The 14590-nt window shown below is 33.5% G+C and carries 12 protein-coding genes and 1 other annotated feature; all 12 genes read left to right on the top strand.

What is annotated here, in order from left to right:
• Positions 1 to 104 precede the first annotated feature (104 nt).
• Positions 105 to 254 carry a 50S ribosomal protein L33 gene (gene rpmG, locus KQI16_RS10045; RefSeq protein WP_066889817.1) on the top strand — a complete coding sequence of 50 codons (150 nt, stop codon included), beginning with the start codon at positions 105 to 107 and terminating at the stop codon, positions 252 to 254.
• 51 nt (positions 255 to 305) lie between these two features.
• On the top strand, positions 306 to 539 hold the full coding sequence (gene secE / locus KQI16_RS10050) for a preprotein translocase subunit SecE (protein ID WP_216434082.1): 234 nt from the start codon (positions 306 to 308) through the stop codon (positions 537 to 539).
• 32 nt (positions 540 to 571) lie between these two features.
• Complete coding sequence (nusG, locus tag KQI16_RS10055; protein WP_216434084.1) at positions 572 to 1093, top strand: transcription termination/antitermination protein NusG; 522 nt, start codon at positions 572 to 574, stop codon at positions 1091 to 1093.
• 69 nt (positions 1094 to 1162) lie between these two features.
• Positions 1163 to 1588, top strand: coding sequence for a 50S ribosomal protein L11 (gene rplK, locus KQI16_RS10060; RefSeq protein ID WP_119864275.1), 426 nt, complete (start codon positions 1163 to 1165; stop codon positions 1586 to 1588).
• 53 nt (positions 1589 to 1641) lie between these two features.
• Positions 1642 to 2331 (top strand): 50S ribosomal protein L1, encoded by a 690-nt coding sequence (gene rplA, locus KQI16_RS10065; RefSeq protein ID WP_216434086.1) that lies wholly within the window; start codon positions 1642 to 1644, stop codon positions 2329 to 2331.
• A 42-nt stretch (positions 2332 to 2373) separates the two neighbouring features.
• Positions 2374 to 2510, top strand: a sequence feature (ribosomal protein L10 leader region).
• Between the two features lie 37 nt (positions 2511 to 2547).
• Entirely contained in the window at positions 2548 to 3051 is a 504-nt protein-coding gene (gene rplJ, locus KQI16_RS10070) for a 50S ribosomal protein L10 (protein WP_216434088.1), read from the top strand.
• 31 nt (positions 3052 to 3082) lie between these two features.
• The gene (gene rplL, locus KQI16_RS10075; protein ID WP_216434090.1) at positions 3083 to 3451 is read left to right on the top strand and encodes a 50S ribosomal protein L7/L12; all 369 of its coding nucleotides are present in this window, start codon (positions 3083 to 3085) and stop codon (positions 3449 to 3451) included.
• Positions 3452 to 3789: 338 nt separating this feature from the next.
• Entirely contained in the window at positions 3790 to 7500 is a 3711-nt protein-coding gene (gene rpoB / locus KQI16_RS10080) for a DNA-directed RNA polymerase subunit beta (RefSeq protein ID WP_216434092.1), read from the top strand.
• A gap of 21 nt (positions 7501 to 7521) precedes the next feature.
• Positions 7522 to 11055, top strand: coding sequence for a DNA-directed RNA polymerase subunit beta' (rpoC, locus tag KQI16_RS10085; RefSeq protein WP_216434094.1), 3534 nt, complete (start codon positions 7522 to 7524; stop codon positions 11053 to 11055).
• 312 nt (positions 11056 to 11367) lie between these two features.
• A complete protein-coding gene (rpsL, locus tag KQI16_RS10090; protein WP_216434096.1) occupies positions 11368 to 11748 on the top strand; it encodes a 30S ribosomal protein S12 in 381 nt (126 codons plus the stop codon).
• A gap of 150 nt (positions 11749 to 11898) precedes the next feature.
• Positions 11899 to 12369, top strand: a complete 471-nt coding sequence (rpsG, locus tag KQI16_RS10095; RefSeq protein ID WP_216434098.1) for a 30S ribosomal protein S7 — start codon at positions 11899 to 11901, stop codon at positions 12367 to 12369.
• Between the two features lie 80 nt (positions 12370 to 12449).
• Positions 12450 to 14513 carry an elongation factor G gene (fusA, locus tag KQI16_RS10100; RefSeq protein WP_216434100.1) on the top strand — a complete coding sequence of 688 codons (2064 nt, stop codon included), beginning with the start codon at positions 12450 to 12452 and terminating at the stop codon, positions 14511 to 14513.
• Positions 14514 to 14590 lie beyond the last annotated feature (77 nt).

The following is a 14590-nucleotide window of genomic DNA, read 5'->3' on the forward strand; positions in this document are numbered from 1 at the left end:
CACACATTGTCTTTTGTGGTAATGTGTTTAGGTAATTAACGAAAATACATTAAGATAAACATAGTAAGTTTTATATTATTTACTGTAAACTGGAGGTGCAGACTGTGAGAGTGAAAGTGACTTTAGCATGCACAGAGTGTAAGCAAAGAAATTATAATTCTATGAAGAACAAGAAAAATAATCCAGACAGATTAGAAATGCATAAATACTGCAAGTTCTGTAAAAAGCATACACTTCATAAAGAAACAAAATAATCAGCTGATATAGTGATGACATATACTCACAATAATTAAGGATGTGAAGTAATGGCTGTTAAGGAAAATGTAAATTTAACTAAAAATACACCTAATAAAGGTGGATTACTTAAGCTTTTTAGAGAGGTTAAGGCAGAAGTTAATAGAATAACTTGGCCTTCTAAAAATGAAACTAAAAAAGCGTTAATTGCAGTTGGCGTAGTCATACTAATATATGTAATATTAGTAGGCGGGTTAGATTATATTTTTCAAAACCTCTTTGAATTGGTTCTTAGATTAAAGTAAGGAGGTTAAGGTGATATTCACCTAAAGAAAATATGAGCGAAAAAGCAAGATGGTATGTTGTACACACATACTCAGGTTACGAAAACAAGGTTAAAGCAAATCTTGAAAAAACTATTGAAAATAGAAATCTTCAAGGCTTACTTCAGGATATACAAGTTCCTATGGAAGAAGTTATAGAAGAAAAAGATGGGAAACAAAAGGTTTCTCTAAAAAAGAAGTTTCCTGGATATGTGTTAGTAAAAATGCTAATGACAGATGAATCATGGTATGTGGTTAGAAACACAAGGGGTGTAACAGGTTTTGTTGGCCCTGCTTCTAAACCAGTTCCTCTTACCGATGAAGAAGTTGAATCTATGGGAGTTAAAGAAGCTCCTGTTGAGATTGATTTAGAGGTAGGAGAGTCAATAAGAGTTACCTCTGGACCGTTAAGAGATTTTACAGCAACGATCCAAGAGATAAATTTTGAAAAACGTAAGATAAAAGTATTAATTGATATGTTTGGCAGAGAAACTCTAGCTGAACTTGATTTTACACAAGTTGAAAAATTAGTTTAATATAAACTAATGTTTTAATAAAGTGGGAGGACAAAAAGTCCGTATTACCACAGTATAGGAGGAATATACATGGCTAAGAAAGTAACAGGAATAATTAAACTTCAACTTCCTGCAGGTAAGGCAACACCAGCACCACCAGTAGGACCAGCATTAGGTCAACATGGTGTTAACATTATGGGATTCTGTAAGGAGTATAATGCAAAAACTGCAAACCAAGCTGGATTAACAATTCCAGTTGTAATTACAGTTTACCAAGATAGATCTTTTAGTTTCGTACTAAAGACTCCACCAGCTGCAGTACTAATTAAGAAAGAATTAGGTATTGAAAGTGGTTCAGGAGTACCAAACAAGAACAAAGTTGGTAAGTTAACTAAAGATCAAGTTAGAAAAATTGCTGAATTAAAAATGCCTGACTTAAATGCAGCTTCAATAGAAAGTGCTATGAGCATGGTAATTGGAACTGCTAAGAGTATGGGAGTAACAGTAGAAGAGTAATTCGTAAAAATAGTGGGAGGTAAAAACCGTTATTACCACAAAGGAGGCAAGTTATGGGAAAAAATTATATTGAAAGCGCAAAGCTAATAGACAAAAGTGCATTATATGAACCAAAACAAGCTTTAGAATTAGCTGTAAAGACTGCTAAAGCTAAGTTTGATGAAACTATTGAACTACATGTTAGATTAGGGGTAGACCCAAGACATGCAGATCAACAAGTAAGAGGAGCAGTTGTTCTTCCAAACGGAACAGGAAAAACTGTAAGAGTTTTAGTTTTTGCTAAAGGAGATAAAGCTAAAGAAGCTGAAGCTGCCGGAGCAGATTTCGTTGGAGGAGAAGAACTAGTTCAAAAGATTCAAACTGAAAACTGGTTCGATTATGATGTAGTAGTTGCTACTCCTGATATGATGGGAGTTGTTGGTAGAATAGGTAGACTTTTAGGACCTAAAGGATTAATGCCAAACCCAAAATCAGGAACTGTAACATTTGATGTTGCTAAAGCAATTGCAGAAATTAAAGCTGGTAAGGTTGAATATAGAGTAGATAAAACAGCTATAGTTCACTGTCCAATCGGAAAGAAATCTTTCGGAGTTGATAAACTATATGAAAACTTCCAAACTTTAATGGAAGCTATAGTTAAAGCTAAACCAGCAGCTGCTAAAGGACAATATATCAAGTCTGTATCAGTTTCCAGCACAATGGGACCTGGAGCTAAAATAAATCCACAAAAAGTTCTAGATTAGTATTGACATATATGTAGTTATGTTGTAAAATAACTACTGTTGTAAAAATGAATACTAATTCCAAAGACAGTAGGTGCCGCAAGGTTTAAATTAATTGCCTACCGAGGAATACCAAGGTAAGTGATTAATTTATTTATTGGTCTTCCTATGTCTATGGGAAGGCCTTATTTATTATAAAATAGCAGTTGTAAACTGTGAGGAGGTGGACACACAGTAATGAATAATAACAGAAGAATTAAAGAAGCTAAAGTAGCTGAAATTAAAGAAAAGTTACAAAATTCAAAGAGTATTGTTTTAGCTAATTATCAAGGTTTAACTGTTGAAGAAGATACTAACTTAAGAAAAACATTAAGAGAAGCTGGCGTTGAATACAAGGTTTATAAGAACACTTTAGTATTATTAGCAGCTAAAGAATTAGGTATCGAAGGTCTAGAACAATATTTAGAAGGGCCTGTTTCTATAGCATTTGGATATGATGATGCTACTGCTCCTGCAAGAGTATTACATACATTTGCTAAGGATCATAAGAAATTAGAATTAAAAGCAGGTATTGTGGAAGGAGCTTTATATAATAAAGAAGAAATTGAAAAAATCGCTACAATACCATCAAAAGAAGTTCTTATTGCAAAACTTCTTGGAAGCTTCAAAGCTCCATTATCAAATCTTGCATACTTATTAAATGCAATTAAAGAAAAGAAAGAATCAGAATCAGCTGAATAAAACTGATAAAAAATTTGGAGGTGCAATTTAAATGACAAGAGAAGATATAATTCAAGCTATAAAAGAAATGACTGTTTTAGAATTAAACGAGCTAGTTAAAGCTTGTGAAGAAGAATTTGGTGTAAGCGCAGCTGCTCCAGTAGCAGTAGCAGGTGCAGCAGTTGCAGGTGCTGCAGCAGCAGAAGAAAAATCAGAATTTGACGTAGTATTAGCAAGCGCTGGTGCCAACAAGATTAAGGTAATCAAAGTAGTTAGAGAATTAACTGGATTAGGATTAAAAGAAGCTAAGGAAATAGTTGACGGAGCTCCTAAGACAATTAAGGAAGGCGTTGCTAAAGAAGAAGCTGAAGAAATGAAAGCTAAACTTGCTGAAGTTGGAGCAGAAGTAGAACTTAAGTAATTAATTTTTAATTAAGAAAAGGTGCTGTTTAAAGCACCTTTTTAATTCTAATAAAATAAAACTATATAAAATATTAATTTCCTGGTATACTTTATATGGTTTTATAAATAAGGTATCTTTTAAGTTGAAGTGATTTTATATAAGAATATTGACATCGCTTTAATTGTATGATACTATAACTAAATGTACTATTCAATATGGGATATTATAATTATATTGAGAAATTGCATAACCAGTATAAAAATGGTTATACTAATAAGTGTTGCTATCCGAAAGCAAGTATCCTTAGGGGAACTATGCTTTGGGTTATTTTAGTTTAATGCAAGGGGTGAAAATTCATGGTACATCCTGTCCAAAATGGAAAAAGAACTAGAATGAGTTTTGGTAAGGTTAAAGATGCAACCGAAATGCCAAATCTTATTGAAGTACAATTAGATTCATATCAGTGGTTTTTAGATGAAGGACTTTATGAAGTTTTTGACGACATAAATCCAATTACAAATTTCACTGGTAATCTTGTACTTGAATTTGTTGATTACAAACTTGATATGGATAGTATTAAGTATTCTGTGGAAGAGTGTAAGGAAAGAGATGCTACTTATGCTGCGCCACTAAAAGTTTCTGTAAGATTACAAAATAAAGAAACAGGTGAAATTAAAGAACAAGAAGTATTTATGGGAGATTTCCCTCTAATGACTGAACAAGGAACTTTCATTATTAATGGTGCTGAAAGAGTAATAGTAAGTCAGTTAGTAAGATCTCCTGGAGTTTATTACAATTATAATGTTGATAAAAGTGGTGAAAAGCTATTTTCATCAACAGTAATACCAAATAGAGGTGCTTGGTTAGAATATGAAACAGATTCTAACGGTGTTATCTATGTAAGAATAGATAAAACAAGAAAGCTTCCTATTACTATATTAGCTAGAGCGATGGGATATGGAAGTGACCAAGAATTATTAAGCTTCTTTGGAGAAGAAGAAAGACTAAGAGCTACAATAGAAAAAGATAATACTAAATCCAGAGAGGAAGCTTTATTAGAAATATATAAGAGATTAAGACCAGGCGAACCACCAACTGTGGATAGTGCTGTTTCTCTTATAGATTCAATATTTTTTGACCCTAAGAGATATGACTTGTCAAGGGTTGGTAGATATAAGTTTAACAAAAAGTTAGCTTTAAATATCAGACTAGTAAATCAAATTACAGCAACTGATATAGTTAACCCTGAAACAGGAGAAATTATAGTAGAAAAAGGTCAAAAAATTAACAGAGTAAAGGCAGAAGAAATACAAAATTCAGGTATTAATTCTGTTGATGTTTTAGTTGAAGACAAAGTGGTAAGAGTAATAGGTAATCACTTTGTAGATATTAATAAGGTTGTACCATTTGATATAAGTGATTTAAATATAAAGGAAATGGTTCATTACCCAACTTTAAAAGAAATATTAGATAATTATGATGATGAAACGAGTATAAAGGAAGAGATTAAAAAGAACATAATTAATCTTATTCCAAAGCATATTATCAAAGATGATATATATGCAACAATAAGCTATCAATTAGGCTTACGTTATGGCATTGGATATGTTGATGACATAGACCATTTAGGAAATAGAAGAATTAGATCTGTTGGAGAATTATTACAAAATCAATTTAGAATTGGTCTTTCAAGAATGGAAAGAGTAGTTAAGGAAAGAATGACAATACAAGATCAAGAAGCAATAACTCCTCAGATGTTAATAAATATAAGACCAGTATCAGCTGCTATTAAGGAATTTTTTGGTAGTTCTCAATTATCACAATTCATGGACCAAATCAATCCGTTATCAGAATTAACTCACAAGAGAAGATTATCAGCTTTAGGACCAGGTGGACTTTCAAGAGAAAGAGCTGGTTTTGAAGTAAGAGACGTTCACTATTCACACTATGGTAGAATGTGTCCTATAGAAACTCCAGAAGGACCAAACATAGGACTTATAAACTCATTATCTACTTTTGCTAGAGTAAATGAATATGGATTTATAGAAACACCATATAGAATTGTTGATAAGGAAAAAGGCGTTGTTACTGACGAAATTAAATACTTTACAGCTGATGAAGAAGATTTATATTATATAGCACAAGCTCAAGAACCTCTTGACGAAAATGGAAGATTTATAGATAAAAGAGTAACTGTTAGATACCTAGATGAAGTACTAGTAGTTAATTCTGAAGAAGTTGACTTAGTTGACGTATCTCCAAGACAAATTGTTTCAGTTGCAACAGCAATGATTCCTTTCCTTGAAAATGATGATGCTTCAAGAGCACTTATGGGATCAAACATGCAACGTCAAGCAGTTCCACTATTAAAGCCAGAAGCTCCAATTGTAGGAACAGGAATAGAATACAAGGCTGCTTATGATTCAGGAGTACTTCGTAAAGCTAAAAACTCAGGTAAGGTTGTATATGTAAGTGCTGATGAAATAAGAATAAGAAGAGATTCAGATGGCGGAATAGATACTTATAAATTATTAAAATTCAAGAGAAGTAACCAAGGAACATGTATAAATCAAAGACCTATTGTTCAAAAGGGTGATATAGTATTCAAAAACGAAGTGATCGCAGACGGTCCTTCTACAGATTTAGGAGAAATATCATTAGGAAAGAATATCAGAATGGGCTTTATCACATGGGAAGGTTACAACTACGAAGATGCTATGCTGATATCTGAAGAATTAGTAAGAGAAGATATCTTTACTTCAATTCATATAGAAGAATATGAATGCGAAGCTAGAGATACAAAATTAGGACCTGAAGAAATTACAAGAGATATTCCTAATGTAAGTGAAGATGCATTAAAAGACATAGACGATAGAGGAATAATAAGAATTGGTGCTGAAGTTAGATCAGGTGATATACTTGTAGGAAAAGTAACACCAAAGGGAGAAACTGAACTAACTGCAGAAGAAAGATTATTAAGAGCTATATTTGGAGAAAAGGCAAGAGAAGTAAGAGATACTTCTTTAAGAGTTCCTCATGGGGAAGCTGGAATAATAGTAGATGTTAAAATATTTACTAGAGAAAATGGTGATGAGCTAAACCCTGGAGTTAATGAATTAGTTAGATGCTATATTGCTCAAAAGAGAAAGATTTCTGTTGGTGACAAGATGGCAGGACGTCACGGAAACAAAGGGGTTATCTCAAGAATCTTACCAGAAGAAGATATGCCTTTCTTACCAGATGGAAGACCTCTACAAATATGTTTAAACCCATTAGGGGTTCCTTCACGTATGAATATAGGTCAAGTACTTGAAGTTCACTTAGGATGGGCTGCAAGCAAATTAGGATGGCATGTTGCTACTCCTGTATTTGATGGAGCAACTTATGAAGATATACAAGAATGCTTAGAAAAGGCTGGATATCAAGCAAATGGTAAGACAATTTTATATGATGGTAGAACAGGAGAGCCTTTTGATAATGAGGTAACTGTTGGAATAATGTATATCTTAAAGCTAGCTCACTTAGTTGACGATAAGATTCACGCAAGGTCAACAGGACCATATTCATTAGTAACTCAACAACCACTAGGTGGTAAGGCACAATTTGGTGGTCAAAGATTTGGAGAAATGGAAGTTTGGGCTTTAGAAGCATATGGTGCAGCTCATACATTACAAGAAATATTAACTGTTAAGTCAGATGATATTGTAGGTAGAGTTAAAACTTATGAAGCTATTGTTAAGGGAGAAAATATTCCTGAACCAGGCGTTCCAGAATCCTTTAAAGTATTAATAAAAGAACTTCAAGCATTATGCTTAGATGTTAAAGTATTAAATGAAGAAAATGAAGAAGTAAAACTTAAAGAATTCATTGATACAGATGTTGATGATTTAGATGTTAATATAGAAGGTACTGAAGATATAACTCCAGACAATGTAGATATTGATGACAGTTATAAAATATCAGATGAAGAACCAATAGAGGATGACAGCGATTTTGATGATTCCTTATTAGAAGGATTTCATGCAGAAGATCTAGGATTTGACGATTTTGTAAATGATGAAGACTAAATTTGAAGGGAGGATATACCCTTGTTTGAATTGAATAATTTTGATGCATTACAAATAGGTTTAGCTTCACCAGACCAAATAAGAGAATGGTCAAGAGGAGAAGTAAAAAAACCTGAAACAATAAACTATAGAACTTTAAAACCAGAAAGAGACGGTCTATTCTGTGAAAGAATATTTGGACCTACAAAAGACTGGGAATGTCATTGTGGTAAGTATAAGAGAGTTAGATATAAGGGAATAGTTTGTGACAGATGTGGAGTTGAAGTTACTAAGGCTAAAGTAAGAAGAGAAAGAATGGGGCATATAGAACTTGCAGCCCCAGTTTCTCACATCTGGTACTTCAAGGGAATTCCATCAAGAATGGGATTATTACTTGATATGTCACCAAGAGCTTTAGAAAAGGTGCTATATTTCGCTTCATATATTGTAATAAATCCTAAAGAAACTCCTCTTTTAAAGAAACAACTTCTTACTGAAAAAGAGTATAGGGAAGCTGTTGAAAAATACGGAGAAGATAGCTTTGTAGCAGGAATGGGTGCTGAATCAATTCAACAATTATTAGCTGAAATTGATTTAGAAGCTCAAGCAAGAGAATTAAAAGAAGAATTAAAAAATAGTACAGGTCAAAAGAAAGTAAGAATAATTAGAAGATTAGAAGTTGTAGAATCCTTTAGAAAATCTGGTAATGAACCAAAGTGGATGATAATAAATGTTATACCAGTAATTCCACCAGAATTAAGACCTATGGTTCAACTAGATGGAGGAAGATTTGCTACTTCAGACTTAAATGACCTATACAGAAGAGTTATAAATAGAAATAACAGATTAAAGAAGCTTTTAGATTTAGGAGCTCCAGAAATAATCGTTAGAAATGAAAAGAGAATGCTTCAAGAAGCAGTTGATGCTCTTATAGACAACGGTAGAAGAGGAAGACCAGTTACAGGTCCAGGAAATAGACCTCTTAAGTCTTTATCAGATATGCTAAAAGGAAAACAAGGTAGATTTAGACAAAACCTACTAGGAAAAAGAGTTGACTATTCTGGTAGATCAGTTATCGTTGTAGGACCAGAGCTTAAAATGTATCAATGCGGACTTCCAAAAGAAATGGCCTTAGAATTATTCAAGCCTTTCGTAATGAAGAAGTTAGTTGAAGAAGGAATAGCTCATAACATAAAAAGTGCAAAAAGAATGGTTGAAAGAGTAAATAATCAAGTATGGGATGTACTTGAAGATGTTATTACAGATCACCCAGTTCTATTAAACCGTGCACCTACACTTCACAGATTAGGAATTCAAGCTTTCCAACCTGTATTAGTAGAAGGTAGAGCTATAAAATTACATCCATTAGTTTGTACAGCATACAATGCTGACTTCGATGGTGACCAAATGGCTGTTCACTTACCTTTATCAGTTGAAGCTCAAGCAGAAGCAAGATTCTTAATGTTAGCTGCAACAAATATAATGAAGCCATCAGATGGTAAGCCAGTTTGTGTACCTACACAAGATATGGTTTTAGGTTCATACTACCTAACAATGACAAAAGAAGGATGTAAAGGTGAAGGTAAGATATTTGCGTCTAAAGAAGAAGCTATAATGGCTTACAGACTAAATGAAATAGACATTCATGCTGCTATTAAAGTAAGAATGTTTAGAGAAGTAAATGGTGAAGTTAGACACGGAATAATTAATACAACAGTTGGAAAAATAATATTCAATGAGTCTATACCTCAAGATTTAGGCCTTGTTGATAGATCAAATCCAGAGCATGAATTTGATTTAGAAGTTGATTTCTTAGTAAGTAAGAAAACTTTAGGAAAAATTATAGGTAAATGTTACGAAGTTCATGGACCAACTGAAACTGCTATAATGCTAGATAAGATTAAGGCTGTTGGATATCATTATTCAACAATTGGAGCCGTAACAGTAGCAGTATCAGATATGAGCGTACCAAAGCAAAAATATGACTTACTAAAAGATGCGGATGAAACTGTTAGTAAAATAGAAAAAATGTATAAGAGAGGTTTCATATCTGAAGATGAAAGATATGAAAGAGTAATTGAAAAATGGACTAAGACAACAGAAGATATCGCTGATGCCCTAATGGAAAGTATGGATAAGTTTAATCCAATATTCATGATGGCTGATTCAGGAGCGAGAGGTTCTAAGTCTCAGATTAAGCAATTAGCTGGTATGAGAGGACTTATGGCTAGTCCTACTGGTAAGATTATAGAATTACCAATCAGAGCATCCTTCAGAGAAGGTCTAGGAGTTTTAGAATACTTCATATCAACTCACGGAGCTAGAAAAGGTAATGCCGATACAGCTTTAAAAACTGCAGACTCAGGTTACTTAACAAGAAGACTTGTTGACGTATCTCAAGAAGTTATAGTAAGAGAAGAAGATTGTGGAAGCACAGAAGGTTTATATGTATCTGAAATAAAAGAAGGTAATGAAGCAGTTGAAGGATTATCCGAAAGATTATATGGAAGATATACTGCAGAACCAGTTATTCATCCAGAAACTGGAGAAGTACTTTTAGAAGCTGATCAATATATTGATAAGAGCATGTCAGAAAAAATTCCAACTCTTGGAATTAAGAAAGTTAAAATTAGATCAGTGTTTACATGCAAATCTAAGGTTGGTGTTTGTGCTAAATGCTATGGTATGAATATGGCTACAGCACAAAAGATTAATATTGGTGAAGCAGTTGGTATTATAGCTGCACAATCAATAGGGGAACCAGGAACCCAACTTACAATGAGAACATTCCACACAGGTGGAGTTGTAGGAGCAGATATTACACAAGGTCTTCCTAGAGTTGAAGAGTTATTTGAAGCTAGAAAGCCAAAGGGATTAGCAATTGTAAGTGAAATCTCAGGAACCGTAAGAATAGAAGAAACTAAGAAAAAGAGAACAGTTTATGTTGTCAGTGATGATGGTGAAGAACGCAGCTATGAAATACCATTTGGATCAAGACTTAAAGTTTCAAATGGTGATGTGATAGAGGCTGGAGATGGAATTACAGAAGGTTCTATAAATCCACATGATATAGCTGCTATAAAAGGAATAGCTGGAGCAAGAGATTACTTATTATCAGAAGTTCAAAAAGTATATAGACTACAAGGTGTTGATATCAACGATAAGCATCTAGAAGTAGTTATTAGACAAATGACAAGAAAAGTGAAAGTTCTTGATTCAGGGGATACAGATTTATTACCAGGTACAATGATAGATATGTTTGATTTTGAAGCAGAAAATGAAAGAGTTAGAGCTTTCGGTGGAGAAGAAGCTAAAGGAGAACAAACTCTTCTTGGTATAACAAAGGCAGCTCTAGCAACAGACAGCTTCTTATCAGCAGCATCCTTCCAAGAAACAACAAGAGTATTAACAGATGCAGCTATTAAAGGAAAGAAAGACCCATTGGTAGGATTGAAAGAAAATGTTATTATTGGTAAGTTAATCCCAGCAGGAACAGGATTAATGAAGTATAGAAACATAAAGCTAGATGTTCCAGCAGATTTAGCAGCAAATGAGGCTGCAGAAACAATAGAATAATAGAGTTTATTGTTATTGACATGCATATTCATAAATGATAAAATACGAGTTGTGTGATTTTGCAAGATAAATAATTTAACGTTTATTATATTCATGAAGACAAGAGATTTTCTTTGTCTTCATGAAATTTGAATGTTATTAATAAAATAAATTTTTTATTAATTTTTACACAATTTAAAATAAGTATAGTTACAAATTAAAAAGAAATCTAAATAGAATTAGTATTATTTTTAGCATTCCATAATTTGTAAAAAAATAATAAGCTTTTATCTTAATTTAATATAGATAAAAAAATTTTCAGGAGGTGAAAAGATGCCAACTATTAGTCAATTAGTAAGAAAAGGTAGAAAGTCTGCTGTTTATACTTCTGCAGCACCAGCACTTAATAATTGCCCACAAAAAAGAGGAGTTTGTACAGTTGTAAAAACAACTACTCCAAAGAAGCCTAACTCAGCTTTAAGAAAAATTGCCAGAGTAAGACTTACACATGGAGTTGAAGTAACTGCTTACATTGGTGGTGTAGGACACAACTTACAAGAACACAGCGTTGTTCTAATAAGAGGTGGTAGAGTTAAGGACCTTCCTGGTGTTAGATACCATATCATAAGAGGAGCACTTGACTGTGCTGGAGTAGCTAACAGAATGCAAGGAAGATCAAAGTATGGTGCTAAAAAGCCTAAGGCTAAGAAGTAATAAATTGATTAAATTGCAATAGTGTTGGTTTCAACATTTACATAGATTTATAAAATAAGTTTATATAGATGAAGAGCGACACTTTACGGCAATGTAATCATTGCAGAGTACCAATGAACTTAAATTTTAAATGTTAAGGAGGGAAGAAAAGTGCCAAGAAAAGGACATATCGCTAAGAGAGATGTATTACCAGATCCAATATATAATTCAAAGGTTGTTACAAAGTTAATCAACAACATAATGGAAGATGGTAAAAAAGGAGTAGCACAAAAAATATGCTACAAAGCCTTTGATATAGTTGCACAAAAAACTGGTAAAGAAGCTTTAGAAGTATTTGAAGAAGCTTTAAATAATATAATGCCTTTACTAGAAGTTAAAGCTAGAAGAATAGGTGGAGCTAACTATCAAGTTCCAATCGAAGTTAGACCTGAAAGAAGACAGACTTTAGGAATAAGATGGCTTTTAACTGCTGCAAGAAACAGAGGCGAAAAAATAATGGCTGAAAGATTAGCTGGAGAAATAATGGATGCAGCTAACAATACAGGAGCAGCTGTTAAGAAAAGAGAAGATACTCATAAGATGGCTGAAGCAAATAAAGCATTTGCTCATTATAGATACTAATACTTGCATGAGACTGTTTTGGCTTAGGTCAAAACAGTCTTGTCGAATTTAAAATTACTCGTTGAGAGGAGGAAATACACATGGCAAGAGAATATCCTTTAGAAAAATTCCGTAACTTCGGTATAATGGCTCACATAGATGCTGGTAAGACAACAACTACTGAGCGTATACTATTCTATACAGGTAAAACTCACAAAATAGGTGAAACACATGAAGGTGCTTCACAAATGGACTGGATGGTTCAAGAACAAGAAAGAGGTATAACAATTACTTCTGCTGCAACAACTTGCTACTGGAAGGGCCATGAATTAAATATCATTGACACTCCAGGACACGTAGACTTTACAGTTGAAGTTGAAAGATCTCTAAGAGTTCTTGACGGAGCTGTAACAGTTCTAGATGCAAAGAGCGGGGTTGAACCACAAACTGAAACTGTTTGGAGACAGGCAGATAAATATAGAGTTCCAAGAATGATATATGTTAATAAGATGGATGCTACAGGAGCAGACTTCTTTAGATGTATCAAGACAGTTAGAGATAGATTAAATGCTAATGCAGTTCCAATACAAATCCCTATTGGTTCTGAAGATACATTCAGAGGAATGGTAGACTTATTAACAATGAAAGCTATTGTTTTCTACAATGATTTAGGAACTGATGTAAGAGAAGAAGAAATTCCAGCTGATTTAGTAGATCAAGCAGAAGAATACAGAAGCCTAATGGTAGAAGCAATTGCTGAAACTGATGATGAATTAATGGAAAAATATTTAGAAGGTGAAGAACCAACATATGAAGAATTAATAGCAGCTTTAAGAAAGGCTACTATATCTAACGAAATAGTTCCATGTATCTGCGGTTCATCATATAAGAACAAAGGTGTTCAACAAATGATAGATGGTGTTGTTAACTTCTTACCTTCACCATTAGATATTCCAGCAGTTAAAGGAAAGACTTTAGATGGAGAAGATGCAGTAAGAGAAGCTTCAGACGATGCTCCATTATCAGCTTTAGCATTTAAAATTGCAACTGACCCATTTGTTGGTAAGTTAGCATTTACAAGAATTTATTCAGGAATAATGCAAAGCGGTACTTATGTTCTTAACTCAACAAAAGGTAAGAAAGAAAGAATTGGAAGACTTGTTAAGATGCATGCTAACTCAAGATCAGAAGTTGAATCATTAGAAGCTGGTGAGTTAGGAGCTATAATTGGATTAAAGAACACTACAACAGGAGATACTCTTTGTGTAGAAAGCGATCCAATAATTCTAGAATCAATGGAATTCCCAGAACCAGTTATTTCTGTAGCTATTGAGCCAAAGACAAAGGCTGGTCAAGAAAAGATGGGCTTAGCATTAGCTAAACTTGCAGAAGAAGACCCAACTTTCAAGACTTATACAGATCAAGAAACAGGTCAAACTATTATATCAGGTATGGGAGAACTTCATCTAGAAATTATAGTTGATAGATTACAAAGAGAATTTAAAGTAGAATGTAACGTTGGTGCGCCACAAGTTGCATATAAAGAAACTATTAGAAAAGCTGTTAAGGCTGAAGCTAAATATGCAAAACAATCAGGTGGTAAGGGACAATACGGTCACTGCGTTATTGAAATGGAACCATCAGAAAGCGGATATTCATTTGAAAATGCTATCGTTGGGGGAGTTATTCCAAAGGAATACATTCCAGCTATAGACAATGGTATCCAAGAAGCTGCTCAAAACGGTATAATAGCAGGATATGAAACTATTAACTTCAAGGTTAAGTTAGTTCATGGATCATACCATGAAGTTGACTCATCTGAAATGGCCTTCAAGATTGCAGGATCTATGGCATTTAAAGAAGCTATGGCTAAGGCAGACCCAGTACTTCTTGAACCAATAGCTAAGGTTGAAGTTACTGTTCCAGAAGAATATATGGGAGACGTAATTGGAGACCTTAACTCAAGAAGAGGTAAAATTGAAGGAATGGAAGCAGTAAATGGTGCACAAGTAATAAGATCATACGTTCCAATTTCAGAAATGTTTGGATATGCAACTACTTTAAGATCAAGAACTCAAGGTAGAGGTGTATATTCAATGACATTTGATCACTATGAAGAAGTTCCAAAGAACATTCAAGAAAAGATCAAAGGTGAAAGAAAGTAATTCTTTTAAATAAAATATTATAATGTTCATAAATTATTTTATGAACATTATAATAAACTATCTATTAATATAATAAA

The sequence above is a fragment of the Caproiciproducens sp. MSJ-32 genome (assembly GCF_018918055.1).
GTDB lineage: Bacteria > Bacillota > Clostridia > Clostridiales > Clostridiaceae > Clostridium.